The 23,351-nt window shown below is 75.2% G+C and carries 26 protein-coding genes; 6 read left to right on the top strand and 20 right to left on the bottom strand.

Annotated features, from left to right (window positions below; all coding sequences use genetic code 11):
- Window positions 1-115 precede the first annotated feature (115 nt).
- Together ABZ783_RS10230 and ABZ783_RS10225 are read left to right on the top strand one after the other, a co-directional pair.
- Window positions 116-487: a ribonuclease domain-containing protein gene (locus tag ABZ783_RS10230; protein ID WP_357435985.1), complete on the top strand. Its 372-nt coding sequence runs from the start codon at window positions 116-118 to the stop codon at window positions 485-487.
- A gap of 62 nt (window positions 488-549) precedes the next feature.
- Window positions 550-1,023 carry a barstar family protein gene (locus ABZ783_RS10225; RefSeq protein WP_357435935.1) on the top strand — a complete coding sequence of 158 codons (474 nt, stop codon included), beginning with the start codon at window positions 550-552 and terminating at the stop codon, window positions 1,021-1,023.
- A 178-nt stretch (window positions 1,024-1,201) separates the two neighbouring features.
- On the opposite strand, the gene ABZ783_RS10220 is transcribed toward ABZ783_RS10225, so the two are convergent.
- Window positions 1,202-1,972 carry an HD domain-containing protein gene (locus ABZ783_RS10220; protein ID WP_357435983.1) on the bottom strand — a complete coding sequence of 257 codons (771 nt, stop codon included), beginning with the start codon at window positions 1,970-1,972 and terminating at the stop codon, window positions 1,202-1,204.
- A gap of 124 nt (window positions 1,973-2,096) precedes the next feature.
- Here ABZ783_RS10220 and ABZ783_RS10215 point away from each other — a divergent pair, with 124 nt between their 5' ends.
- Window positions 2,097-2,741: a DedA family protein gene (locus ABZ783_RS10215; protein WP_357435933.1), complete on the top strand. Its 645-nt coding sequence runs from the start codon at window positions 2,097-2,099 to the stop codon at window positions 2,739-2,741.
- A gap of 70 nt (window positions 2,742-2,811) precedes the next feature.
- Here the strand turns inward: ABZ783_RS10215 and ABZ783_RS10210 are convergent, their stop codons facing one another.
- The 17 genes from ABZ783_RS10210 to ABZ783_RS10130 all read right to left on the bottom strand — a co-directional run bounded on the left by ABZ783_RS10210 (window position 2,812) and on the right by ABZ783_RS10130 (window position 18,346).
- The gene (locus tag ABZ783_RS10210) at window positions 2,812-3,819 is read right to left on the bottom strand and encodes a LacI family DNA-binding transcriptional regulator (RefSeq protein WP_357435931.1); all 1,008 of its coding nucleotides are present in this window, start codon (window positions 3,817-3,819) and stop codon (window positions 2,812-2,814) included.
- A 95-nt stretch (window positions 3,820-3,914) separates the two neighbouring features.
- A complete protein-coding gene (locus tag ABZ783_RS10205; RefSeq protein WP_357435929.1) occupies window positions 3,915-4,685 on the bottom strand; it encodes a hypothetical protein in 771 nt (256 codons plus the stop codon).
- 54 nt (window positions 4,686-4,739) lie between these two features.
- Window positions 4,740-5,216, bottom strand: coding sequence for a hypothetical protein (locus tag ABZ783_RS10200; RefSeq protein ID WP_357435928.1), 477 nt, complete (start codon window positions 5,214-5,216; stop codon window positions 4,740-4,742).
- Between the two features lie 105 nt (window positions 5,217-5,321).
- Complete coding sequence (locus ABZ783_RS10195) at window positions 5,322-6,245, bottom strand: hypothetical protein (protein ID WP_357435926.1); 924 nt, start codon at window positions 6,243-6,245, stop codon at window positions 5,322-5,324.
- A complete protein-coding gene (locus ABZ783_RS10190; protein WP_357435924.1) occupies window positions 6,242-6,787 on the bottom strand; it encodes a phage tail protein in 546 nt (181 codons plus the stop codon). Before ABZ783_RS10190 ends, ABZ783_RS10195 begins: the two co-directional genes overlap by 4 nt.
- Window positions 6,768-9,464, bottom strand: a complete 2,697-nt coding sequence (locus ABZ783_RS10185) for a putative baseplate assembly protein (protein WP_357435923.1) — start codon at window positions 9,462-9,464, stop codon at window positions 6,768-6,770. The genes ABZ783_RS10190 and ABZ783_RS10185 overlap by 20 nt, the downstream gene beginning before the upstream one ends.
- Entirely contained in the window at window positions 9,461-9,892 is a 432-nt protein-coding gene (locus tag ABZ783_RS10180; protein ID WP_357435921.1) for a GPW/gp25 family protein, read from the bottom strand. Before ABZ783_RS10180 ends, ABZ783_RS10185 begins: the two co-directional genes overlap by 4 nt.
- Window positions 9,889-10,227 (bottom strand): hypothetical protein, encoded by a 339-nt coding sequence (locus ABZ783_RS10175; protein WP_357435919.1) that lies wholly within the window; start codon window positions 10,225-10,227, stop codon window positions 9,889-9,891. Before ABZ783_RS10175 ends, ABZ783_RS10180 begins: the two co-directional genes overlap by 4 nt.
- Window positions 10,227-11,798: a phage baseplate assembly protein V gene (locus ABZ783_RS10170; RefSeq protein ID WP_357435918.1), complete on the bottom strand. Its 1,572-nt coding sequence runs from the start codon at window positions 11,796-11,798 to the stop codon at window positions 10,227-10,229. Before ABZ783_RS10170 ends, ABZ783_RS10175 begins: the two co-directional genes overlap by 1 nt.
- 115 nt (window positions 11,799-11,913) lie before the next feature.
- Window positions 11,914-12,672 carry a hypothetical protein gene (locus tag ABZ783_RS10165; RefSeq protein WP_357435917.1) on the bottom strand — a complete coding sequence of 253 codons (759 nt, stop codon included), beginning with the start codon at window positions 12,670-12,672 and terminating at the stop codon, window positions 11,914-11,916.
- Window positions 12,672-13,010 carry a hypothetical protein gene (locus ABZ783_RS10160; RefSeq protein ID WP_357435916.1) on the bottom strand — a complete coding sequence of 113 codons (339 nt, stop codon included), beginning with the start codon at window positions 13,008-13,010 and terminating at the stop codon, window positions 12,672-12,674. The genes ABZ783_RS10165 and ABZ783_RS10160 overlap by 1 nt, the downstream gene beginning before the upstream one ends.
- A 1,096-nt stretch (window positions 13,011-14,106) precedes the next feature.
- Window positions 14,107-14,589 carry a phage tail protein gene (locus tag ABZ783_RS10155; protein WP_148801047.1) on the bottom strand — a complete coding sequence of 161 codons (483 nt, stop codon included), beginning with the start codon at window positions 14,587-14,589 and terminating at the stop codon, window positions 14,107-14,109.
- Between the two features lies 1 nt (window position 14,590).
- Window positions 14,591-15,805, bottom strand: coding sequence for a phage tail sheath subtilisin-like domain-containing protein (locus ABZ783_RS10150; protein WP_357435915.1), 1,215 nt, complete (start codon window positions 15,803-15,805; stop codon window positions 14,591-14,593).
- A gap of 22 nt (window positions 15,806-15,827) precedes the next feature.
- Window positions 15,828-16,508 (bottom strand): carboxypeptidase regulatory-like domain-containing protein, encoded by a 681-nt coding sequence (locus ABZ783_RS10145; RefSeq protein ID WP_357435914.1) that lies wholly within the window; start codon window positions 16,506-16,508, stop codon window positions 15,828-15,830.
- On the bottom strand, window positions 16,505-17,137 hold the full coding sequence (locus tag ABZ783_RS10140) for a glycine zipper family protein (RefSeq protein ID WP_357435912.1): 633 nt from the start codon (window positions 17,135-17,137) through the stop codon (window positions 16,505-16,507). Before ABZ783_RS10140 ends, ABZ783_RS10145 begins: the two co-directional genes overlap by 4 nt.
- Complete coding sequence (locus ABZ783_RS10135; protein WP_357435911.1) at window positions 17,128-17,469, bottom strand: hypothetical protein; 342 nt, start codon at window positions 17,467-17,469, stop codon at window positions 17,128-17,130. Before ABZ783_RS10135 ends, ABZ783_RS10140 begins: the two co-directional genes overlap by 10 nt.
- A gap of 103 nt (window positions 17,470-17,572) precedes the next feature.
- Complete coding sequence (locus ABZ783_RS10130; protein ID WP_357435910.1) at window positions 17,573-18,346, bottom strand: DUF3153 domain-containing protein; 774 nt, start codon at window positions 18,344-18,346, stop codon at window positions 17,573-17,575.
- Between the two features lie 267 nt (window positions 18,347-18,613).
- Between ABZ783_RS10130 and ABZ783_RS10125 the strand changes: the two genes are divergently transcribed.
- The 3 genes from ABZ783_RS10125 to ABZ783_RS10115 all read left to right on the top strand — a co-directional run bounded on the left by ABZ783_RS10125 (window position 18,614) and on the right by ABZ783_RS10115 (window position 21,348).
- Window positions 18,614-19,543 (top strand): aminoglycoside phosphotransferase family protein, encoded by a 930-nt coding sequence (locus tag ABZ783_RS10125; RefSeq protein ID WP_357435909.1) that lies wholly within the window; start codon window positions 18,614-18,616, stop codon window positions 19,541-19,543.
- A 31-nt stretch (window positions 19,544-19,574) separates the two neighbouring features.
- Window positions 19,575-19,991: an NUDIX domain-containing protein gene (locus ABZ783_RS10120; protein WP_357435908.1), complete on the top strand. Its 417-nt coding sequence runs from the start codon at window positions 19,575-19,577 to the stop codon at window positions 19,989-19,991.
- A gap of 292 nt (window positions 19,992-20,283) precedes the next feature.
- Complete coding sequence (locus ABZ783_RS10115) at window positions 20,284-21,348, top strand: FUSC family protein (RefSeq protein ID WP_357435907.1); 1,065 nt, start codon at window positions 20,284-20,286, stop codon at window positions 21,346-21,348.
- A 57-nt stretch (window positions 21,349-21,405) separates the two neighbouring features.
- Here the strand turns inward: ABZ783_RS10115 and ABZ783_RS10110 are convergent, their stop codons facing one another.
- Together ABZ783_RS10110 and ABZ783_RS10105 are read right to left on the bottom strand one after the other, a co-directional pair.
- A complete protein-coding gene (locus tag ABZ783_RS10110) occupies window positions 21,406-22,101 on the bottom strand; it encodes a phospholipase (protein WP_357435906.1) in 696 nt (231 codons plus the stop codon).
- Between the two features lie 126 nt (window positions 22,102-22,227).
- Window positions 22,228-23,217 (bottom strand): LacI family DNA-binding transcriptional regulator, encoded by a 990-nt coding sequence (locus tag ABZ783_RS10105; RefSeq protein WP_357435905.1) that lies wholly within the window; start codon window positions 23,215-23,217, stop codon window positions 22,228-22,230.
- Window positions 23,218-23,351: the final 134 nt, after the last annotated feature.

Genomic DNA, 23,351 nt, shown 5'->3' with positions numbered 1-23,351 from the left:
CGATGTCCAGTCGCCCCAGGACAGGGAGGATCCCTTGACCACGCTCGCGACCCCGCTGCCTTCCCCCGCTGCTCGCGTACGTCGCATCTTCGGCGCGTTCGCGTTGCTCACGGCCATGGTCGCCACCGCGCTCGTCGGCCCGTCGGTGGTGTCGCCCACCCTCGCCGACCCCGCCCAGGCGGCCGTCTACAGCTCCTGCACGATGACTCGCTGCGCGGATGCCCGCACCGCGCGCTCCGGCTGGTCCGGCAAGGGCTTCCCGACCAGCCGGGGCTGGTACTCCTGGAGCGGCGGCCAGTGCAACTTCGCCGGTGGCCAGTTCTACAACCGTGAGGGCCAGCTCCCCGCCAACGCCACCTACTACGAATACGACGTCTACCCGCGCGCCTGCGGCGCCGCGCGGGACGCGTACCGGATCGTGGTCAACAAGAGCACCGGCGTGACCTGGTTCTCGCCCGACCACTACGCGAACTTCTACCGGCTCTGATCAGGGTGTCGCGGGTCGGGCCGTCCGTCGGCCCGGCCCACACGACCGCGAAGGAGGTACGGATGGCGTCAGCGGCGGCGCACCCGCCGGCCTGGCTCACGTTCGACGCTCGGCCGGACGTCGAGCCTGCCGGGCCGGACGCCGAGACCGCTCTGTCGGACGTCGAGCGTGCCGGGGTCGTCCTCGCCGGCGGGGCCGCCCGCACCCGGGCCGGCCTCTTCGACGCGCTGGCCACGGTCTTGCCCCTGCCCGACTACTTCGGACGGAACTGGGACGCGCTCGCCGACGTGCTGGCTGATCGGCTCGACACCGGTCCGCTGACGCTGGTCGTCCGGGACGCGGGGGAGTTGCTGGCCGAGGAGCCGCCCACGCAGCTCGGCACTCTGCTCGACGTGCTCGGGGTGACCGCTGCCCGTGGGCACGCGCCGCTGCGCGTGGTGCTGCACGACCATCCGGACCGGCTGCCCGCGCTGCGGCACCGGATCACCACCGCCCTGGCCAACCGGGCTCCCACCCCGCCACCGAACACCCACTGACCGGCCGCCCCCACGCCGCACGCCGCCCCACGGCGCGCCGACGTGCGCCGGCCAGGCGGCGCCGGCAGGCCCCTGTTTCAGGGAAAGAGGGGCCTCCAGGCGCGAGTTGAGAACACTTTCCGTGAACCTGCGCGGATCTTGAACCGGCGCGCGCGGAAAGCGGCGGGGCGGGCGGACGTCAGTTGGGTTGGTCGAGGATGGCGCTGAACCGCTCCTCGGCGAGGTCGAGCTGGGCGAAGATGTGCCGCTTGACCGGCGCGGACAGCGGCGTGTCCGGCCGGGCGATGAGGTCCCGGAACACCGGCACCAGGGGTCGGTACTTGGCGGCCGACCGGGCCACCTTGGGACCCACCGTGTGGATCACCCCCACCCCGTTGTCGGTGAAGTCCGACACCTTGATCACCCGGGCCCAGGGTTCCCGGTCCAGGCTGGCCGCGACGTGTTCCCGGTACTGGACGTGCCGGTCGCGCCCCGGGTCGTACGCCGGGTTGGTGACCGCGCCGACCAGCCGGGAGACCCGCGGGCCGAACCGTTCGGCGAGCGTGGCCAGCGCCGCCGCCGTCGCGTCGCCCCCGACGGCTCCAGGTCGCTGCGCGGTGTCAGACGCGCCGAGCGAAAGTTGTCGCGGGTCCAGGCCGGCCAGCTCCGCCGGGTGGTCCTCGACCGCGTCGTGCAGCAGGCCCGCGACGATCACGTCCACGTCGCGGACCTGGTAGTGGTGCATCATCCGGATCGCCACCCGCAGCAGGTGGTTGAGGTACGGCTCGCGGACCCGCCGGTCGTCGCGGTGCAGCTCGGCGGCGAGGTCGAGGGCCTCGGTCAGCCGCGCCTGCGCGGCGTCGTCGAACGCGCGGATCTCCAGCCGGAACCGCGCCAGCAGGCCCGGCTCGCCGTGGATCTCGGTGATCGCGTGCATCGGCATGGTGGCCAGGTACGCGGGGAACTCCATGGTCCACTTATAACTGATCTTCGCTGCCACCGGGGTCGCGCCGTCGGCCACCCGACGTCCCGCACCCGCCGCCGGAATGCCGGTTGACTGTGCGTACGGCGGGGGTGGCGGCGACAATCGGCGGATGGACCGGCTGCTGAACCTGCTGGTGGCGCTGCCGCCTGCCCTGGTTCTGGCGCTGGTCTTCCTGCTGCCGGCGCTGGAGGCGTCGACCTTCCTCGGACTGCTCGTGCCGGGGGAGATCGCGGTCCTGGTCGGTGGGGTGCTCGCCCACGAGGGGCGGCTGCCGCTCTGGGTGGTGATTGTGGCCGCGATCGCCGGGGCGGCCCTCGGCGATCAGGTCGGCTACCTGGTCGGCCGCCGCTACGGCCGGCGGCTGCTGGACCGGGCGCCCCGCCGGTTCGTCCGCTCCGACGAGCTGCAACGGGCGCTGGACCTGTTACGCCGCCGGGGCGCCCTGGCGGTGGTGCTGGGCCGGTGGGCGGCCGCGCTGCGCGCGCTGGTGCCGGGGCTGGCCGGGACGAGCCACATGCCGCACCGGACGTTCACCGTGGCGAACATCGCCGGCGGGGCCCTCTGGGCGGTGACCGTGGCCGTGCTCGGCTACCTGGCCGGGGCGTCGTACCGGCTGCTGGAGCGGCGGCTCGGCTGGGGCGGCGAGGTGGTGCTGGCCGTAGTGGTGCTGCTGGTGCTGGTCCGGGTGGTCCGGTCCCGCCGGGCCGCCCGCCGCGCCCGGCAGCAGTCTTCGCCGGACACCCACGCCGGTTGATCAAGAAGTTTGCGTCGAGATCCCGGCCCTGCCTGACGCAAACTCCTTGGTCAACAAGGCTGTCCGCCGGTCAGGTCGGGGCGGGGCCGAGGCTGTCGCGGCGGACCAGCTCGGCGGGGAGGGTCTCGATCCGGTCCCCGTCGGCATCCGGGTCCAAGGCCAGGGTCATCGCCCGGGCGCCCAGCTCGGCCAGCGGCAGCCGAACCGTGGTCAGGGTGGGTGTCACGTCGGCGGCGATCGGCATGTCGTCGAAACCGACCACGGAGACCTCGTCCGGCACGCGTACGTCGCGATCCCGGAGCACGGACAGGGCGCCGACCGCCATCGAGTCGTTCAGCGCCACGACCGCGGTCAGCCCCGGTACGGCGTCCAGCAGCTCCGCCGTGGCCCGGGCCCCGGTGTCGCGGGTGAAGTCGGCGTACCGGATCCGCTCGGTGGGGAGCGCCTCGTCGAGGCCGGCGGCCAGGCCGGCGAGCCGGTCGGTGGTGGTGGTCAGCTGGTCCGGGCCGGCGATCACACCGACCACCCGGTGGCCGAGCCGGCGCAGTTCCGCCCCGACCAGGCGGGCACCCTCCTCGTTGGCCGGCAGCACGGCATCCCCCCGGTGCCGGTGCCGGCCGACCAGCGCCACTCGCCCGCCCGTGGCCACGTACGCGGTGAGCCGCTCGTCGAGCAGCGCGTTGACGCCCTCGTCGTGGTAGCCGGACCCGGCCAGCACGATCGCGGCCACCTGCTGGGCGCGGAGCAGGTCGACGTACTCCAGCTCGCGCTCCGGGTCACGGTAGCTGTTGCAGATGATGACCAGCCGGCCCTGCTCGGTGGCGACCCGTTGCAGCCCCCGGGTCACCTCGGCGAAGTACGGGTCGGAGACGTCGTGCACCACCACGCCGACCACGCTGCGCTGCGGCCGGGCCAGCAGTTGGGCGTGCGCGTTCGGGACGTACCGCAGCTCGGCGACGGCCCTGAGCACCCGCTCGCGCAGATCGTCCGCGACCGGCTTGCTGCTGCGGTTGATCACCCGCGACGCGGTCGCGGGGGAGACGCCCGCCCGGCGGGCGACGTCGGCCAGCGTCGCCATACCACCCCTTTTCCTACCCGGTCGAGAGGTTACCGCAGGATGGTCGGGAAAGCCCTTGCCTGATCGGCGGACGACACCCTCTCCCCAACCCCGCGTCATCGGGACGGGACGGTGGGTCGGGAGGTGGTGGCGGTGGTCCGCACCGCCTTGACGATGGCGGGGATGGAGCCGACCAGCAGGACCAGCGCCCAGACCGCCGCCACCACGGCGAAGACCAGCGCGCCGACGTCGTCGGTGATGCTGACCAGGATCACCGGCACCAGCCCGTGCAGGAACTCCAGCACGACCGTGCAGACCAACGTGGTCAGTGCCAGCAGCACCAGGCCCTTGTTCTGCAGGAAGCGCGGTTGGGCGAGCAGCAGCAGGCCGGCCCAGACCAGTTTGAGCAGCAGCACCAGGCCGAGCAGCACGGCCGCGTCGCCGACCGGGAAGAACCCCCACACCGCCAGGTACGCCAGCGTGCCGAACGGCGCCGCCAGGAACAGCGAGACCAGCACGGTCAGCTCGACGAAGGCCACGATCAGCAGGACCACCGAGACGATCAGCAGGCCGATCCCGAAGATCAGGGTGGCCACCCCCTGCAGCCGGCCCTGGATCCGGTCCGGCACCACCAGGCTCAGGCTGAACAGCCCGGTGGTCCAGAGCGCCACCACGTCGATCAGCGCCAGGTAGCCGGTGCCCCGGCCGGCGGGCTCGGTGACCGTCCCGACGTCGCCGAGTTCCACGCCCAACTGCCCGGCGCTGTCCCGCAGCGCGCCGCCCGCGTCCCCGCCGCCGGTGAGCAGCGCCGCCCCCAGCTCCAGCCCCACCACCAGCGCCACCGCGAGCAGCGCCAGCAGCAGGAACGGTTTGCGCAGCTCACCCATGACGTGCCTCCCTCCGGGCCGCGGGACCGAACCGGCGGCCGGGTGTCCGTCCGATCAGGACCGGGCGACGGTGACCGTGCATCCGCCACCTCCCGGGCAGCTCAGGGCGACCTCGGTGGCCCGGTCGACGGCCACCTTCGCCACCGCCGTACCGTCGTCACCCGGGCTCACCTCGTCGCGGACGGTGACCTCGGCGTCCCCCGGCGCGGGCGCCGACACCGCGAACGACGCCGGGCTGCGTAGCACCAGGGTGCGCAGGCCGCCCGGGTCGGCGACCCGCAGCAGGCAGGCCGTGCGGAAGGTGACCACGGTGCCCTCGGCCGAGGCGGTCGGCGGCGTGGCGGGCGGCGCGCACGCGACGGTGACCGTGGCCGGGTCGACCGTGGCGGTGCCGCCGCCGAGCCCGCTCAGCCAGCCCGGCCGGGCGGCCGGGTCCCCCCGGTCGTGCCGGCCCCCGCCGACCGCCAGCAGGTAGACCGCCACCAGCAGCCCGGCGAGCGCCGCCAGCAGCACCTTCTGCCGCCCGCTCATTGCCGGCCTCCCCTTCGCTCCGATCGGCCATGAGGCAGCACCGCGCTGTGCCTGACGATTCGCTCGCTCATGGCGGCACCGCGCGGTGCCAGATGATTCGCTCGCTCACGGCTGGATGAGCTGGGTGAACCGGAGCTGGTCGACGCCGGCGAAGTACCGGTCGGTGCCCTGCGTCTTGCTCACCGCCACCAGGGTGACCTGGTGGGCGCCCTTGCTCAGGGTGAGGGTGCCGACGTCGATCCAGTCGGTCTTCACCACGGTCGGGCTGAAGCCGAAGAAGGTGTCGCCGACCTGCCGGCCGTCCACCAGGAAGATGGTGTTGGCGTAGTCGAACGACGTGGTGCGCACGGTGGAGACGCGCCAGGTCCCGTCGACCGGCAGGTCCACCGTGACCGTCACCCGGTCGCCGACCGTCCGCCCCTGGAAGAACAGCTGGGCGTCGCCCGACCAGGTGACGAGGCAGCAGTTCTGCTGCTCGACCACGGTCGCCGCCGCCGGGCCGGCCGACTGGACCACCGCGCCCGGCACCAGGCTCTCCGCCTCCAGGGTCACCTCCTGTGCCCGGGGCGGCGGAGGCGGCGGGTCACCGCCGCGGGTCACCAGCCAGCCGACCACCCCGGCCACCACCAGCACCAGCGCCGCCGCGGCCGCGAGCCACGGCCACAGCGGGCGCTTCGGCGGCACGGCGGCCCGCACGTCGTAGGTCACCCGACCGCTGGCGCGGGAACTCTCCTCGGGTGCGGTGTTCGCCGAGTACGCGAAGCCGGTCATGTCGTAGCGCCGGGGCGGGGTGCCGGGCGGCACGGTGAGCCGGACCAGGAAGGAGACCGAGCCCTGCCCGGGCACCACCCGCTGCGGCTCGGCGACGGTGAACCAGGCGCGCTGGCTGCCCTCGCCGGGCGCCACGTCGAAGACCACGGTGTCCGGTGCCGTGCCCGGGTTCGAGACGGTGAAGGTGAGCTCGCCGCTGTTGCGGGCGTCCAGGGTGAACTGCTCGGCGGCGGCGACGACCGCCCATTCGGTGGTCATGACGGCTCCTCTGGGGACGGCACGGACGGCGGGGACGGGACGGCGGTGACGATCTCGGCGGTGACCGCGGCCGGTTTCTCCGCCTCGACGATGCGGGTGATCACGGCGAGCTGGTCGGCGGCGGCCGGCGGCACCCGGACCACCACGTGGAACGGCCGGTCCGCCGGCTCCTCGAGCAGGAAGCCGCTCACCCCGGTGGCCAGTTCCAGGGCGGTGCGCATCCCGTACGGGGTGCCCCGCCAGCGGGCCAGCAGCGCGCCGTGCGCGACCAGGTCCCGCAGCCGGCCCACCGGCAGCGGCAGTGGCGCGTCGGCCCGGGGCGCGGCGACGACGTGGTCCATCGCCACCCACCGGGTCAGGTACGCGACGAAGCCGTCCCCGGCCCGGTACGGCGCGAAGAGCGCGTCGACGTCGGCGAGCACCGCCTCGTCCGGGGCGTGCAACGCCTCCATCACGTCCAGCAGCGCGCCCAGCACGCTGCCCGGCCCGGCGGCCCGCTGGTACGCGGCGGGCAGCAGCCGCTCAATCGCCGCTCGGCGCATCCTGCCGCACCACCTCGATGTCGTGCTCGCCGGAGCAGAGCAGCCAGGTTCCGGGCACGGTGACCACGTCGGCGGTGGCCTGGTTGGCGCTGGCCGTCCAGTCGGCCGCGTCACCGCTGCGGTACACCCCGCGCTCCCCGCCGGCGAGGATCAGCCGGGCGGCGCCATCAGCGCCGGCGGACGGCACAGTGGCGGCGATCGCGTCGACCGGGACGAACCGGGTCCGGTCCCGCAGCGGCAGCCCGCAGTTGACCATGACCGGCTGCCACTGCGGCTGGGCGGCGAGGGTGTCCAGCCGGACCACCCCGCCGCTCTGCGTGGCGGCGACCGCCAGGGTGCCGCTGAACGCCAGGTCCCGGCAGGTGCCGCCGATCCAGCCGGCCTGCACGGCCTGCCACTTGACGTCCGACTCGAACAGCCGGGTGCGATGGCAGCCCTGGCCGGGCTTCCTCGGGTCCGGCTCGCCGGCCCCACACCACAGCAGGGTCGCCGGGCCGTCGTACTGCACCGCGAGGACCCGGTTGTCCACGTTGGCCAGGCCCACGTGGGCGAAGCTGCCGGGGCGGCCGGCCGCGGTGGACAGGTAGACGCCGAAGCCGGCCTGGGCGGCCGCCGCCACCCCCGGGACGCCCCGTTCGGAGACGAACGCGCGGACCGCGTAGAAGCCGCGGTCGGCGTCGGCGGGGTCGACCAGGATCTGCAGCGGCACCGCCCCGGGCAGCAGGGAGACCTCGTACAGGCCGGTGTCGGTGGCGAGCAGCAGCGCACCCGCGCCGTCCCGGTCGATCCAGGCCAGGTCCTGCACCCGGGAGTCCAGGTCGGTCAGCAGGGTCCAGGTCTCGCCGAGGTCGGTGCTCAGGCGGACCCGGGAACCGCCGGAGTCGCGGGCGGTGACCACGGCGACCGAGCCGGCCCGGGGCACGATGCCGGGGCGTACCGGGGCGGGGGCGGGGACCACCCGGACCACGGTCTCGGCGTCGAAGCGGCCGGCCGGCTCCCAGCCGGCGCCGGCGTTGGTGGAGCGGAACAGCACCGGGCCGCGGCCCGCGTACCAGGTGCCGGGCTGGTACTGGTCGACGGCGACGGTCCGCACCTGCGCGTCGGGCGCCTCGTCGACCACGAACCGGACCGACTCGACGTACCGCACGCCCGGCTCGGCGTGCTCCAACATCCGGTACACGTTGGACGCCCGCAGCGGCTCACCGAACACCCAGCCGGTCGGGTTGAGCGGGGTGGGCAGCGGGCTGAGCGTCTGGTGCAGCCGGTCGTGGATGCGGCGGCGCACCGCGTCGACGTCCTCCTCTCGGCGAACCACCACCCGGGCCCGGATCGACACCGCCTTGTAGCGGGCCCAGCCGGCCCGGACCGCGGTCCCCAGGGCCCGCCGCCGGTCCAGGTCGGCCTCCACCCGGCGGCGGGCCTCCTCCACCTCGTGCTCGCGCAGCACGTCCACCGGCAGCCGGCCGCCGGGGCGGGCCTGCTCCGGCACGTACGGCACCAGCACCACCTCGACCTCGCCGGGGCGGGCGAAGCTGTAGACGGCCGCCCGGGTGAACGCGCGGGCCCGGGCCACCGCCCCGGAGCCGGCGGCGAGGATCTCGTAGTCGCGGGCGGTGACCGCGCGCTGCTGGGCGAAGAACTCGTACGGCCCGCGGGTCAGCGCCGACTCCAGCGACTCCAGGTCCCGGCCCCCGCCGGCCGGCTCGGGGTTGTCCACCCGCAGCCCCGGCAGCGGGTCGCGCAGGCTGGTCAGCGTCCCCGCGGCGACGTTCCCGGCCGGCCCGCCGCCGCACCGGTACCAGAGCCGGATCTGCCGCCCCGCCGGCGGCACCGCCGCCACGGCCACCAGGCCGCGCGGGGCCCGTCCCGCCGCGCCGGGGTCGCCGCCGGCCGGGCCGCCGCCGGGCGCCGGGCCGGGCGCCCCCTCGACGCCCGGCCCGGTCTCCGGCCCGGCCGGCGGGCGCAGGTCCAACGCGGGGGCGAAGGTGACCACCCCAGAGGCGCGGTCGACCAGGTAGACCTTGGCCTGTGGGCCGGCGCCGGCGAAGCTGTCCACCGGCCGCCAGATCTCGTACGTGCGTCCCTCGTGCTCCCGGGCGGCCGCGCCCAGCTCCACCGAGCCGGTCGGCACCTCCACCCCGAGCAGCAGGTCGAGCGCCTCGGCGGTCCGGGTCAGCGGTGCCCGGGCTGCCCGGAACACCTGCCCGGCCTGGCCGGTGCCGACGCCGAGCAGTTCCGCCTCGACCGGCTCGCAGTGGTGCATGCGTACGGTCACCTCGGTCTCCCCCTCGGGGAGCAGGGCCGGCTCGGTGGTGACGAAGACGACCGGTCGGGGGTCGGCGCCGCGGGCGGCGGCGACCCGGGTGCCGGCCGGGACGCGGACCGCGCCCCGGTCCGGGCCGGTCCGGCTGAACCGGACGTCCGCCCAGGCGGCGGTGGGCGGGTGCCGGGTCACGCCGAGCAGGTTGAGGAACGCGACGTACGCCTTCTCCGGCAACTGGTTCAGCCGGTAGATCATCACCTCGGTGAGGTACGCGAACGCCTCCAGCAGCGCCATGCCCGGGTCGTGTGCGGAGAGGTCCGTCCAGTCCGGGCAGGACCGGCGGATCCGTTCCCGCGCCTCGGTGACCAGGTCGAGGAAGGCGCGGTCGTCGAGGTGCGGCACGGGCAGCGTCATGGCGTTCCCTCCTCGCCGTCGTCGGCGGGCAGCAGGTCGACGGAGAAGACGAGTTGGCCGGGGGAGAGGCTGGCCCGGACCCGGTAGTCCAGCCGGATCACCAGCCGCCACGGGGCGTCCGGGTCGGGGCCGGCGTCCACGTCGATCACCTCGACCCGCGGCTCCCAGCGCCGGATTGCCTGCCGCACGTAGTGGATGGCCAGGCCGGCGGTGGTGTCGTCGTTGGGCGCGAAGACCAGCCGGTGCAGCCGGGAGCCGTACCCGGGGCGCATCAGCCGTTCGCCCGGCGTGGTCGACAGCAGCAGGTACAGCGCCTGGCGTACCGTCTCGTCGCCCTCGGTCATGGCGAGCCCGCCGGCGGCGGTCAGCGCGAGGCCGCCGGTGCGACCCGCGTCGAAGCCGGCGCCGACGAAGCGGAAGGCCCTCATGCGTCCGCCTTCAGGAAGCTCTGCCGCGGGTCGCGGACGGTGTGATGGACCAGCCCGGGCGGCGTGCCGTCGGTCAGGCCGTCCAGGTGGGACAGCACGATCCGGTGGCCGTCGACGCGCAGCCAGGTGCTGTAGCCGACGGTCACCTGGAGGGTCTTGGCGCAGGGCTTGATCGTGGGGCCGTAGTTCGGGCAGGCGGTGATGTCCCGCCCCTCCGGGTCGGTCGCCACCAGCACCGGGACGCCGTCGACGGTGAGCCACTGCTGGGAGGCGCGGTTGGCGACCCGGCCGTCGTGGTCGCAGGTGATCAGCGAGTCGCGGTGGATCCAGCGCATCAGCCACCTCCGTGGGCGCGGGCGAGGGTGTGGGCCTGCGTGGCGGCGGTGTCCGCGTCCTCGGCCGCGTCGGCGTGCAGGAAGTCGACGGTCCGGGCGCGGACCACCATGGCCCGGCCCGGCGCGGAGAGCACCAGGTCGCCGGCCGCGTGCACGGTGGTCAGCTCGGGTCGCAGCTCCACGAAGCTGCCGGCGTCGGTGGCCAGGCGCAGGGTGCGTCCGTCGTCGTCGATGACGATCGACTGGCCGGTGCCGGTCCGCATCGACCAGCGCCGGGACCGCCCGGCCACGATCCCCGCGTCGTACGGCTCGACCGCCCCGAAGAGCGAACCGAGCACGACACCCGCGGTCGGTTCGCCGCCGGGCAGCGCCACCAGCACGGTGTCCTCCGGGTCGGGCAGCGCCACGATGCCCTTGCCCCGGCCGGCGCCCGGGCAGACCACGGCGAGCCAGCCGGCGTCCAGATCCCCGTACGCGGGCAGCGTCACCCGGGCCCGGCCGAGCCGATCGGGGTCGTCCACGTCGGTGACCGTGCCGAGGGTGACCGTGGCCGGGGCGGGCGCGGCGACCGGCGGCGGCTCCGGCGGGACGGTGGAGAACCGGGTCAGGTGGCCGTTCGCGTCGACCGTGTGCACCACCTCGGTGAGCACGTACACCCCGGCGACGGGCGCGGGCACGCCGGCCAGGGCGATCCGTCGACCGGGGCGCAGTGCCGGGTCGCCCTCGGTCGTCCCCTCCGCGGTGACCAGCGCCGCCACCCGCGCGTCCAGCCCGGCCTGGGCCAGCGCGGCCAGCTCGTCGTCGCTGCGCCCCGGCTGGTCCACGGCGGTCCGTACCCCGTCCGCGCCCACCTCACCCGGCTCGGGACGCAGCGGGATGCGCCGTCCGGAGCGGGCCGCGTCGACCTGCTGGCGCAGCGGCTCGGCGCGCTGCGGGTGCCAGCCGAGGGCCGCGCACTCCGCGCCGGCACGGTCCAGGTTCTCCGCGACGCGGAGCGCGTGGACGGTGTCGCCGAGGGCCAGCGGGACCGGCTCGCCGTAGCCGTCGAGGGTCAGCAGCCGCAGCCGGTCGCCGTCCACGGCCAGGTGCAGGCCGGCCCGGCCGGCGACCTCGCGGAGCAGCTCCAGGTCGCTGTGCCGGTGCTGGAGCAGCCGGTCCAGCCGTGGCCCGTCGGTCTCCGCGTCGACGGTGAGCCCGAGGTCGGCGCAGAGCGCCCCGGCCAGCTCCGCGACGGTCACCGCCTCGAAGACCCGTAGCTCCTGCCGTTTGCGCAGCCGGTGCAGCGGGTCGTACGCCCGGATCCACAGCAGGGCGACACCGTCGGCGGCGTACTCCACCTCGACGGCGGTGACCTCACCGGTGAACAGGGCGTCCGGCTGGCCGTCGAGGCGCAGGTCGAGGGCGGCGCCGGGGCGTACCGGGGGATCGAGGGCGGCGGTGCCCGGCCCGGTGGCGAGGGTGAGCTCGCACTGGGTCGGCTGGTCGAGGCGGGCGGCCACCCGTACGCCCCGCAGCCGCCGGGGGTCGGCCAGCGGGGTGCCGTCGATCGTCACGGTGGCGGCCCGGTTCACGCCGCACCACCCCTCGCGTCGCCGCGTTCCCTCGGGCCGTGGCGTCCGACCGGGCCGGTGAGCCGGGGTGCGGAAACGGCGCGGCGTTCGTTCGTGCCGGCGGGCTGCGGTGCGGTCACGGTGTGGTCCCTCCCGTCCCGCCGTCGGCCGGCGTCGCGACCGTCGGGGTGGCTGGCGGCACGGCCAGCGCCGTGCCGGCCGGCACGGTCAGCGGGTCGCTGATCCGGTTGTGCTCGGCGAGCAGCCGCCAGCGCAGCGGCGACCCGAGCGCGTCGTGGGCGAGCAGGTCGAAGCGCACCCCGGACCAGCCCGGCTCGGCCGCGCCGTCCGCCGCGGCGACCACCGCCGACCCGGGCGGCAACGGGGTGCTCGCCGCGGCGAGCTCCTCCTCGAAGCCCGCCTGGGCGGCCTCGGCGGACTCGGCCACCCGGACCAGCTTCAACCGCAGCCAGGAGCGGCGGGGCGTGCCGGTGAGGGCGAACGCGTCGAAGCGTTCCGCGATCGCCACGATGACTCCGGGCACGTTCCAGGTCTTGCCCCACACCAGCCGCACCAGCGGGGGGCGCAGCCAGCCGTGCTCGGTGGCCGAGTTCTCCGCCAGCATCCACAGCGGACGGGTGAGCGTGCGGACGTCCTCGGGGCGTGCCTGGGACTCGACGAGGTCGGTGTCGAAGAGCAGGTCCAGCACCAGTTCGGTGCGCCCGCCGCCGGTGAACAGCAGCGGGTCGTCGGCCAGGCCGGCCCCGGTGAGCCGGCCGTCGGCGGTGCCCCGCGGGCGTACCCCGGCCAGCCGGGTGACCTGCACGGTCTCCGGGTTGAGCAGGCAGTCCACCCGGGCGCCGGATTCGTCCACGAGGAAGGCCACACGTTCCATCAGGAACCTGCCTGTTCCCGGTCCAGCCGGCGCAGCCGCGCGGCGTCGACCGTGATGGCCGCCGGCAGCCACAGCTCCCGGTCGTCGGGCAGCGCCGGCCACGGGTCCCGCCGGCCCCGGCCATCGGGTACGGCGCCGGGGGGCCCGGCGGGGGGTGTGCTCCGGGTCTCCTCGGGCAGCGCCGGCCACGGCCCGGCGGCGGCGTGCGGCGGCCGTTGCCGGGCGGCGGACGCCGAGGCCTGCTCGCTCCACTCGGGAGCGGCCGCCGCCGGTCCGCTCGCCGCGCCGGAGCCGTCGATCCCCGCTGCCGTCCGGCCCGCGCCGCGGTTCGGGTGCATCTGTTGTCCCCCTAGCGACGACAGACGCACCCGAAGGCCCGCGACCCGAACGGGATCGGCGCGGTCCACGCCGAGCGGTCCACCGTCGCACGGTGGCGGTACGGCATCAGGCGCATTCCCGTCGGTCCCCCGGTCCGCCCCGGGCGCGGGCCCGTCGCGGTACCCGGCAACGGTCGGGCCGTCACCGTGGCCGGGCCACCCGGTGATCGTCGGGGGCCCGGCGCTCAGGCTGGGGCTCAGGCCGGGCCCGGTCGGGGTGGTGAGCTCGCTGGCCCCGGTCGGGGTGGTGAGCTCGCCGGGCCCGGTCGGGGCGGTGAGCTCGCCGGGCCCGGTCCGGGTGGTGCGCTCGCCGGGGCGGGGCCGGATCTGCCGGGCACGGCCCGGGTGGGTGCCGCCTACCGTGGCGGATTGCTCGTCCGGTCCGGCGCCACGGCTGGTCCCGGCGGTGGCGCCTGCCCCCCGCTCGCCAGTCGTCCACTCGGTGTGGTCCGGGGAGCCGGTGGGCGCCGGGTCGGACCGGTTACCCGAGGCCGTCCCGGCTGTGTCGCCGCGGTGGCCGAACGGGGACCCCTGCTGCCCGGCGGTCTCGGCGCGGAGCTGCGAGCCACCGGCAGGAGCCAGCCGTTCCCCGTCATCGTGCTGGCCGGACGCCGTGCCCAGGCCCGGCCGGACCGGCCCGGCCGTCGAGTCCGCGTCGGGACGCCTCCACCGGTGCCAGACGTCGCGCCCGGACCGCACCGGCCGCCGCCACCCGCCCCCAGTCCCGACCATCGGCCGGGCCCCCCGGCGCTCCGACCCACCGTCCCACCCGCCCTCTCCCGGCGCCCCGCCCGCACCCGCCCCGCCCTCCGGCCCGTCGATCAAGAGGTTTGCGTCGCCGGACGCTGCGGATCCGACCGAAACTCCTTGATCAACAGGGGGGAGGGGGGCAGGGGGGAGGTCGTGGAGGAGGCCGGGGGCGTGGGCGGTGACGAGGCGTAGCCAGTGCTCGGGGGGCTCGCCGGGGCGGCGGGACGCGGTGCGGGCCGCCGCCTCGGCGAGGCGGGGCGGGGCAGAGAGGCGGTCGGCCGCTACGCGCAGCGCCCGGGCCAGCCAGTCACGGGGTGGTCGGGGCGGCCGCACTGCCGGACTCCAGTTCCAGTCCCTCGTACGCCAGGGTCAGCGCCTCGATGGCGATCTCCTGGGCGAGGGTGTTCAGGTGGGCGCCCCGCCACCGGGTGGGCCACGCGTTGATCATGTTCCAGCGCAGCACCTCGGCGGTGCCGGCCGGGTCGAGCAGCACCACCGAGACGTTGCGCCGGCTCACCGTCCCCTTCGCCGCCGCGTTCACCCAGTCCCACAGCTCCCGCGACGAGGTGAGCCCGAAGCGGAGGGTGACCGGGGCGTACTCGACCTGCCCGGGGACGGCCCGGATCCGCTCGTTGCCGGCCTCCCGGTACGCCAACGACGGGATGTTCACCTCGAAGCCGCTGACCTCGGTGAAGTGCCCGTTGGTGATCCCGTTGATCAGCAGCTTGAAGTGGTACGCCCGGTAGGGGTCGACGGGGGCGCCAGGCTGCGGGGTGGCCGTGGTCGGCATGTCAGCCTCCGATCGTCTCGGTCTCGGTGCCGCCGGCCCACTGGCTCAGCTTGAACACCACGAACTCCGCGGGCTTGACCACCGCGATGCCGATGTGCGCCACGACCATGCCGGCGTCGCGGACGTCGGCCGGGTTGGTCTCCTCGTCGCACTTGACGAAGAACGCCTCCTCCGGCGTACGCCCGAGCAGTGCGCCGTCGCGCCAGACCCGGGTGAGGAACGCGCCGATGTCGCGCCGGATCGAGCGCCAGAGCGTGTAGTCGTTCGGCTCGAAGACCATCCACCGGGTGCCGTTGGCGATGGCCTGCTCGATGGCGATGGAGAGCCGCCGGACGTTGAGGTAGCGCCACTCGCTGGCCTCGGCCGCGAGCGTACGGGCGCCCCACAGCCGGATGCCCTCGCCGGCGAAGTAGCGGATCACGTTGACGCCCTTGGGGTTGAGCACGTCGTGCTCGGGGCGGGTGACCAGGCAGGCCAGGTCGACGGCGCCGCGTACCGGCTCGTTGGCCGGGGCCTTGTGCACGCCGCGCAGCGCGTCGGTGCGGGCCCAGATGCCGGCCACGTGCCCGCTGGGCGGGGTGAGCGCGAGCTCGCCGCTGAGCGGGTCGCGTACCCGGATCCACGGGAAGTAGAAGGTGGCGAAGTCCGACTGCCGGGGCCGGTACGCGCCCGGGCCGTCGTCGTTGGGTTTCGGCGGGCCGTCGGTGGGCTTGCCGGGCGGCTTGCCGGGCGTGGCGACCCGGGTCAGCGCGGACACGTCGTCCACGTCCGGCGGCGGATCGCAGATCGCCAGCATGGTGCGCAGCCGCTCCGCCATGCTGATCAGCGCCTCGTGGGACACCGGGTCGTGGTAGCCGGGGGCGGCGAGGATGGAGATCTCGTCGACGGCCTCCAGCAGTTGCAGGCCGCTGCGCCGCCCGCCGGTGCCGGTGAGCTGGCCGCCCTCGCCGACGTTGACCACCCAGCAGCGGGTGCCGCCGTTGTCGAGGAAGCCGAACACCGCCCGGGCGAGGTCCGTGCTCGCCAGGTCCTCGCCGTCGGCGTACAGCCGGAGGAACTCCGACCAGCTATTCACCGCGAGCGCCTGGTCGACATGGGCCGTGCGGTTCGGCGCGACCCCGACGAAGGCGGCGGTGCTGGTGCCGACCGGGCCGATCGGGCGGGCACCGCTGGGGACCTCCTCGACGTAGATGCCGGGGGAGAAGTAGGTGGGCATCGGGTCCTCCTTGCCAGACGGCTCAGTCGGGGGCGCAGACGATGACGAGGTCGGGGTCGCCGGGGTCGAGGTCGGCGGTGAGGGTGCGGCCCCGGCCGATCAGGCGGACCCGGACCGGCCGGCCGGGGGCGTCGGGGTCGTGCGGGACACCGACCAGCCGGAACCGGCCGGCGTGGTCGGTCTGCGTGGCGTACGGGGTGCCGACCACCTCGACCCGCATGGCGGCGAGCGGCTGCCGCTCCGGCCCGACCACCCGGCCGTCGAGGGTGAGCATGTCCAGCTGGCGCAGCCGCAGCGGGTGCCGCACGGGCGGTGCGGGCGGCCGCGGCCGGACGATCTGCGCGGGCACGTCGACCAGCAGCGCCGGCCGGGGCGCCACGCCGAAGGCCCGCCACAGGGCGGGATCGCCGGCAGTCAGCACCACCTCCGGCGTGCCGGCCGTCGCGGCGGCGGCGAGCACCCGGTCCAGCGCGGGGAGCGCGGCCGGCCCGGCGCCGCTGACCAGCAGCCGGACCACGAACCGGTACGGCTCGCGGGCCCCGCCGCTGCCCACGGTCTGCCGCGCCGGCCGCAGCTCCAGCGGCCAGACGGTCAGCCCGTCCGCCGGGTCGTCGCCGGGCGGGCCGACCGGGACGGGGTCGCCCGCCGCCCCGGTCAGCCAGGCCGCGAGGTCCGCGACGGCCGCCTCGATCACGCCGGTCATCGCGGCGGGGTCCCCTGGATCCGGTACGCGATGGCCTCGTTCCACACGTGCGGGTAGACGCCGATCTCGAAGTACCGGGTGAACCGGTTGATCGGTGCGTTGGTGTGGTCGTGCCAGAGCAGCCACACCGGGGCGATGGTGAACAGCGCGTAGTTGAGCACCACCAGCGGCAGGTAGAGCGGGCCGAGCAGCCGGGCCTGCAGGATGTGCACGTCCTCGTGCCGCTGGATGCCCGGGCTGGACCCGGCGCAGACGGTGCCGATGGTGGTGGCGTACCGGGGCGAGACCCCCTCGACCACGTTGACCCGGCCGCTGGCGGCGGAGACCACCCGGTCGAGCTGGTGCCCGAAGACCAGGTGCAGGGCCAGGTAGACCGCCCCGACCACGGTGTTGAGCAGGCTCCAGGTGTGGTCGACCACGAAGAGGAAGATCCCCTTCGGGTCCGTCCCGTAGCTGCCGGCGGCGGCGACCGCCCAGCCGAAGGGCGCGCCGACGAGCAGCCCCACCACCGCGCCGATCACCAGGCCGAGGGTGCCGCCGGCCCACTGGCCGAGCAGGGCGCCGAGGACGATGTGGACGGCGGCGCTGACGATGCCGAAGACCATCGAGGCCACCTCCTTCAGACCCACGAGCGGATGTAGCGGGGCTCGCGTCCCTGCGCGAGCTGGGTCGGCGACGCGCTGGTCGCCTGCCGGTTGCCGGGCGGCAGCTGGTTGACGCCGAGCGCGGCGGAGAAGATGACCAGCCCGTTGAAGAACGCGACGATCCACTTCTCCGGGCCGGCGTCGGCGAACGCCGCGGCGACGTACGACAGCGCGAGGGCGATGCCCAGCGCGATCCACTTGCGTGCCTTGTCGCCGCTCGGGCCGATCAGACCGCCGATGACGTTGGCGGCCAGCAGGGTGGCGGCGCTGGCACCGGTCAGGGTGCCCAGGGCGGCAAAGGTGAAGAGATCGTTCACGGCGATCTCCCTTCGGATGGTGCGGTGGTGCGGGTCGGGGTGGGTGGTGCGGCGGCCAGGTCCGTCCGGGCCGGGGCCGCCCGGGTGGCGGTGTCGCGCCGGATCAGACCGGCCCCGGATGGTCGGTCGGGGACGCCGGCGCGGGGGTGGTGGCGGTGGGGGCCGGGCCGCGGGTGCGGCGGAGCAGAAGTACGACGACCCCGGCGACCAGCAGCAGGACGACCACCCCGCCGACGAGCAGGAGCCAGGGGAAGCCGCCGCCGGAGGCCGGCTCGGCGGCGCCGGTGGCCGACGGCCTCGCGGGCGCCTCCGCCTCGGCGACCAGCTCCGCCGGCTTGGGCTGGTTGGCGTCCACCTTCCAGGTCACCGACCGGCCGGTGACCGTGCCGTTGGAGGTGAGCACCCGGCCCGGGAAGGTCACCGATATCTCGAACGACATCAACCGCACGAACAGCTGCCGATTCCGCGGATCCCGTTCGGGGATCTTCCCGGCGTATTTCTCCGGGTCCAGCGGAAACGAGAAGCGGTAGCGGTCGCCGGCGCGGACCAGTTTCACGCTGTCGCTGGTGAATTGCGACAGCGGCTTTTTCCGGTACACGACCTGCACGCCGTAGAACCGGGCGTCCTCGTAGCGGCTCTCGTCTCCGGCGGGCAGCGTGGGCAGCTGCCGGCGCATGTCGGTGAAGGCCGCCTCGACATCCGGGTTCCGGTCCCTGAGCAGGGATTTGTCGGCGGTCACCAGGAGCTGGCCGGTGACCGTGTCGTCCGCGTTCACGGTCAGCCCGAGGTTGAGCTGCATGCAGCCGCTCAACGCCGCCACGAGGGCGAGACACACCGCAAGGCGGAATGCCCGGCCGCGGTGGAGTCTCCTATTCATGAACACAGTCTGTGTGATCGCTATCACATCCAGCAGTCAGCGATCAGTCACAAGCCTGTCGCCGATCTTACCGGTCGCTGCTCCCATTCGGCCGACCCGCAAAAGTCGGGCGATCGATATTCTGGAGGTTTGACCATTGCACTGCTTTCGCAGTGATCCTTTTCCGACTGGACGGTCCGGGCGAGCGCCGGGGATGGGAGGCCTTCGAACGGTGCTCCCGGCGGAAATCGGTTGCCGCGTCCGGTGGTGGCCGTGATCATGGCCGGGATGGCGCGGCAGGACGAGACCACGGACCCGACGGCGATGCGACCCGCCGTCCCCACGATCGACGTGGCGCTGGTCCGCCGGCTGGTCGCCAGCCAGTTTCCGCGCTGGGCCGACCTTTCGGTGCGGCCGGTCGCGGTCGGTGGCTGGGACAACCGGACCTTCCACCTGGGCGATGCGATGACGGTGCGCCTGCCCAGCGCCGAGGGGTACGTGCCGCAGGTGCGGAAGGAGCAGCGGTGGCTGCCGGTCCTCGCGCGCCGGTTGCCGCTGGCGGTGCCCACCCCGCTGGCCGAGGGGAAGCCCGGCGAGGGCTACCCGTTCCCGTGGTCGGTGTGCCGCTGGATCGACGGCGAGACCGCCGCCGCCGAGCGGATCGGCGACCCGGTCCGGTTCGCCACCGACCTCGCGGGGTTCCTCGCCGCACTGCACCGCACCGAGCCGGCGGGTGGTCCGCCGGCCGGCGCGCACAGCGCGTTCCGGGGTGCCCCGCTGGCCACCTACGACGGTGAGACCCGGCGGGCGGTCGGGCTGCTCGGCGACCGGATCCCGACCGACACCGTCAACCGGATCTGGACCACCGCGCTGCGGTCCACCTGGACCGGGCCGCCGGTCTGGTTCCACGGCGACGTCGCCTGGGGCAATCTGCTGGTCCGCGCCGGCCGGCTCGCCGCGGTCATCGACTTCGGCTGCTGCGGGATGGGTGATCCCGCCTGCGACCTGGCCATCGCCTGGACGCTGCTGGAGGGCCCGAGCCGGGCGGCGTTCCGCGCGATGCTGGGCGTGGACGAGGCGACCTGGGCCCGGGGGCGCGGGTGGGTGCTCTGGAAGGCCCTCATCACCCTCGACAACCCCGATCCGGTCCGCGCCGCCGAGGCCCGGCACATGCTCGACGCCGTCCTCACCGAGTACGCCGAATCCACGGGGGAGTGAGCGGCCGGGCGCGGCGTACTAGGTTGGCCGGATGCACCCGATCGCCTGTGTCCTGCTGGTCGACCGCGCCGGCCGGCTGCTGCTGCAACTCCGCGACGCGCACGCCCCGCACCACCCGAACGTGTGGGGCCTGCCCGGCGGGCACTGGGAGCGGGGCGAGACCATCGAGGAGACGGCGCTGCGCGAGCTGTGGGAGGAGTCCGGCCTGCGGCCGGCGCGCTCGCTGCGGCCCTTCGCCACCCAGGAGTTGCCCGAGATCGGGCGGATCAAGCACTACTTCCACGGCGAGACCACCGCCGGGCAGGAGGACGTGGTGCTCGGCGAGGGCGCCGCGCTCGTCTTCACCGCCCCGGCGGAGGTCCTGGACGGCAGCCCGTACACGCCCGGCACGGCCGACGTGCTCGCTCGCTTCCTGGCCTCCCCCGAATACCCCCGCCCAACCCCCTGACCTCTCGCCTCCCGCCTCGGGCGCAGGTTCACGGAGAGCGTGGCTGCTCCGCGCGGAACCGCCACGCTGTCCGTGAAAGAGGCCACTCGCCGGCGGCGTTCAAGGGTGAGCCGGGCCGCTGCGGCCGGGGCGGTCGCGGCGCACCATAGGTGGGTCCAGGCGGCGACGGGAGGCGACGATGGTGCGGTGGGGCAGGGCCGGAGCACTCCGGCTCCGCGGGTCTGACGCCACGCCGCGACCCCGAGCAGCCGTCCGGGAGGCCGCGGGGCGGCTGCGGCGGGGCTGGCTGCCGGTGGTCGAGGCGACCCTCGCCGCCACCGTCGCCTGGATCCTTGCCACCCGGCTGGTCGGCCACCCGCAGCCGTTCTTCGCACCGGCCGCCGCCCTGATCGTGCTCGGCCAGGCCCGTGGCCAACGGCTGCGCCGGGCCGTCGAGGTGGTGCTCGGGGTGGCCGCCGGGGTGCTCGTCGCCGACCTGGTCGTGCAGGCGCTCGGCCCGCACACCAGCTGGACCGTCTTCACCGTCATCCTGCTCACCGTGGCCCTCGCGGTGGCGGTCGGCGCCAGTTCGGTCACCGTGGTGCAGGCCGCCGTCTCCGCCCTCTACCTGGTGGTCGTGGCGCCGCCCACCGAGACGCTGGTCCCGTTCCGGTTCGTCGACGCGCTGATCGGGGGTGGGGTGGCCATCGTGGCGAGCCTGCTCATCGACGCCCGACGCCCGCTCGCCCCGCTGGTCGCCGAGTTCCGGCAGACGTTCGAGGAGCTGGCCGGGGTGCTCGACGAGATCGCGACAGCGCTCGACCGGACCGACGACGAGGCGGCGCTGGCCGCGCTGGAGCGGGCCCGGCACGCCGACGCCGGGGTGGAACGGCTGCGCGGGGCGGTGCAGGCCGCCGGCGAGGCGCTCTGGCTCCACGTACGCCGCCGCCAGCACCTCGGGCGGCTGCGCTCGGTGCAGAGCTCGATCCGGCAGATCGACTACGCGGTCCGCAACGTGCGGGTGCTGGCCCGCGCCGCGGTGACCCTCACCCGGGGCCCGGCGCCGGTGCCACCCGAACTGGGCGCCGCCGTGCGGACCCTGGCCGAGGCGGTCCGCTCGGCCGGGGCCGCGCTCGCCGCCGACCTGACCGGGCAGGACGAGATCGCCGACCGGCACGCCGAGCGGGCGGACGTCGCCGCGCTGGAGGCGGTCCGGGCGGCCGGACGGCTCTTCACCCCGGGCCAGACGCTGCCCCTCGCCATGATCATCGGCCAGGTCCGGGCCACCGCGATCGACCTGTTGCGCGGGGTCGGCGCCGACGACGACGCGTCGGTGCTCACCCGGGTCGACACGGCGGTCGCCGGACCCCCGCACTGACCCCGGACCAGAGACCGTCGGGATCCTCGGAGCCGCGAGGTCTCCCGACGGGTCGTTTCAGCCGACCAGCCAGTCCACCGCCCGCTGCCGGATCTCCGCCGGCACCTCGTGGCCGCCGGAGAACTCGGCGTACTCGGCCGGGTAGCCGAGGCTGTGCAGGCGGGGGACCAGCCGTCGGCTGCACACGTCCACCGGCAGCACCCGGTCGTAGGTGCCGTGCGAGACGAACACCCGCGGCCGGCCGTGGGTGACCAGCGGCGCGGCGAACCCGGGGGAGAAGGCCACGATCGCGTCGACCAGGTCGCCGTTGGTCAGGCCCAGCGAGAGGGCGTACGACGCCCCGTCGGAGAAGCCACCCAGAGTCACCCCGGCCACCGGGTACGCCGCGAGGACCGCGCCCAGCAGCGCGTCGATCCGGCGGACGTCCGGGCCGTACCCCTCGGCGATCAGGTCCCAGCTGCTCGCGGTGGCCTGCGGCGCGACCAGCAGCAGCCGGTGCGCGTCGGCCAGCGGGAGCAGCAGGTCCAGCCCCTGCCGGGCCGACCCGCCGGCGCCGTGCAGCAGCACCATCACCCGGTACGGTCCGACGCCGTCGGCCGGGACGTACCGCAGGGCCGGCGTCCCGCCCTCCGGATCGGGGACCGAGGTCAGCCCGGTCGGCCCGGGCGCGGTCACCGCGGCCGGTCGGGCGGTCAACCGGCCGTGCCGGTGCCCCTCCTCGGGCTGCCGGTGCGGCGGCGCGGGCTCGGTCAATGCTCGCCCCTTCGTCGGTCGGTCCGGCGGCGCATACCCGGCTGGTGCCGGCTCAACCGCCGGGCCACCCGCGCCCGCCGGACCACCCCCTCCCGGCGGGCGCGTCGGCCCGGACCGGCAGCCGGGTCAGGCGCTCTCCCGGGCGACCAGCGTCGACGGAAACGCGGTGACCAGCGGCACCCGCCGGGCCTCCAGCACCGCCGCGGCCGCCGCCGTGGCGATCCCCGCGACCGGGTGGGTTGCGGTGGTCAACGCCGGGCTGCTGACCGCCGCGTACGGGATGTCGTCGAAGCCGGCCACCGCCACGTCGTGCGGCACCCGGACCCCGCGCCCGCGCAGCGCGGCGATCGCGCCCAGCGCGGTGGTGTCGCTGGCCGCGTAGATCGCGTCGGTGTCCGGCCAGCGGGTGAGCGCCTCCACCGCCGCCCGGCCGCCCCGCGCAGCGGAGAAGTCGCCGGTCACCAGGCGCACCGGCAGCCCGGCCGACCGCATCATCGCCTGGTACACGGTCACCGACCGCTCCGCACAGCTGAGCCAGCGGGGGCCGGTCACCATGACGATCCGGCGGCGACCGCTGGCGTGCAGGTGGCGCAGCACCGCGTCGGCGCCCCCGGCGTTGTCCACGTCGAAGGAGGGAACGGCCGCCGAACCGATGCCGATCGAGGCGACCCGGCCGCGGAGCGTGGCGGGCACCGCGTCGAGCATCCGCTCGGTCGTGTTGATCAGCAGCACCCCGCAGACGCTGCGGTCGTCGCCGAGCCGGCGCAGGCGGGCCGGGGCGCTCAGCGGCAGCCACTCCAGCGCCACCCCGACCCCGTGCGGGGCGCAGAGCCGGGCCGCGGCGCTCACCACCCGGTCCACGTACGGGTCGTCGAGGATCGCGGCGTCGGTGCCGGCAACGGCCACCACCAGCCGTACCCCGGCACCCCGGACCAGCGCGCGGGCCGTGGTGTTCGGCACGTAGCCGAGGCGGTCGGCGGCGGCGGTGACCCGGTCCCGGGCAGCCGGCGAGGCGAACCCGTAGCCGCCCAGCACCCGGGACGCGGTGGCCCGCGACACCCCGGCCGCCCGGGCGACGTCGTCGAGGGTGGCGGGACGTGCCGTCGGCGTGTCCATTCATCGTCCTCCCTTACCGGCCGCGCCCCCCGCGCCGGCCACTGTCGGCATCATGCCGCCTTCGGGCCACCGCCCGTAAGGGTGATAGCGCTTGCCGTGAGAGCGCTCCCAGGTATGGGATGATCGGCGGGCAG

This window comes from Micromonospora sp. NPDC047738 (assembly GCF_040642675.1).
Lineage (GTDB): Bacteria > Actinomycetota > Actinomycetes > Mycobacteriales > Micromonosporaceae > Micromonospora.
This window is presented reverse-complemented; position numbering and strand designations above follow the sequence as displayed.

Coding starts and splice junctions, on each gene's coding strand:
- ABZ783_RS10230 (WP_357435985.1), top strand. CDS start 116: ATGGTCGCCACCGCGCTCGTCGGCCCGTCGGTGGTGTCGCCCACCCTC.
- ABZ783_RS10225 (WP_357435935.1), top strand. CDS start 550: ATGGCGTCAGCGGCGGCGCACCCGCCGGCCTGGCTCACGTTCGACGCT.
- ABZ783_RS10220 (WP_357435983.1), bottom strand. CDS start 1,972: ATGGAGTTCCCCGCGTACCTGGCCACCATGCCGATGCACGCGATCACC.
- ABZ783_RS10215 (WP_357435933.1), top strand. CDS start 2,097: ATGGACCGGCTGCTGAACCTGCTGGTGGCGCTGCCGCCTGCCCTGGTT.
- ABZ783_RS10210 (WP_357435931.1), bottom strand. CDS start 3,819: ATGGCGACGCTGGCCGACGTCGCCCGCCGGGCGGGCGTCTCCCCCGCG.
- ABZ783_RS10205 (WP_357435929.1), bottom strand. CDS start 4,685: ATGGGTGAGCTGCGCAAACCGTTCCTGCTGCTGGCGCTGCTCGCGGTG.
- ABZ783_RS10200 (WP_357435928.1), bottom strand. CDS start 5,216: ATGAGCGGGCGGCAGAAGGTGCTGCTGGCGGCGCTCGCCGGGCTGCTG.
- ABZ783_RS10195 (WP_357435926.1), bottom strand. CDS start 6,245: ATGACCACCGAATGGGCGGTCGTCGCCGCCGCCGAGCAGTTCACCCTG.
- ABZ783_RS10190 (WP_357435924.1), bottom strand. CDS start 6,787: ATGCGCCGAGCGGCGATTGAGCGGCTGCTGCCCGCCGCGTACCAGCGG.
- ABZ783_RS10185 (WP_357435923.1), bottom strand. CDS start 9,464: ATGACGCTGCCCGTGCCGCACCTCGACGACCGCGCCTTCCTCGACCTG.
- ABZ783_RS10180 (WP_357435921.1), bottom strand. CDS start 9,892: ATGAGGGCCTTCCGCTTCGTCGGCGCCGGCTTCGACGCGGGTCGCACC.
- ABZ783_RS10175 (WP_357435919.1), bottom strand. CDS start 10,227: ATGCGCTGGATCCACCGCGACTCGCTGATCACCTGCGACCACGACGGC.
- ABZ783_RS10165 (WP_357435917.1), bottom strand. CDS start 12,672: ATGGAACGTGTGGCCTTCCTCGTGGACGAATCCGGCGCCCGGGTGGAC.
- ABZ783_RS10160 (WP_357435916.1), bottom strand. CDS start 13,010: ATGCACCCGAACCGCGGCGCGGGCCGGACGGCAGCGGGGATCGACGGC.
- ABZ783_RS10155 (WP_148801047.1), bottom strand. CDS start 14,589: ATGCCGACCACGGCCACCCCGCAGCCTGGCGCCCCCGTCGACCCCTAC.
- ABZ783_RS10150 (WP_357435915.1), bottom strand. CDS start 15,805: ATGCCCACCTACTTCTCCCCCGGCATCTACGTCGAGGAGGTCCCCAGC.
- ABZ783_RS10145 (WP_357435914.1), bottom strand. CDS start 16,508: ATGACCGGCGTGATCGAGGCGGCCGTCGCGGACCTCGCGGCCTGGCTG.
- ABZ783_RS10130 (WP_357435910.1), bottom strand. CDS start 18,346: ATGAATAGGAGACTCCACCGCGGCCGGGCATTCCGCCTTGCGGTGTGT.
- ABZ783_RS10125 (WP_357435909.1), top strand. CDS start 18,614: ATGGCGCGGCAGGACGAGACCACGGACCCGACGGCGATGCGACCCGCC.
- ABZ783_RS10120 (WP_357435908.1), top strand. CDS start 19,575: ATGCACCCGATCGCCTGTGTCCTGCTGGTCGACCGCGCCGGCCGGCTG.
- ABZ783_RS10105 (WP_357435905.1), bottom strand. CDS start 23,217: ATGGACACGCCGACGGCACGTCCCGCCACCCTCGACGACGTCGCCCGG.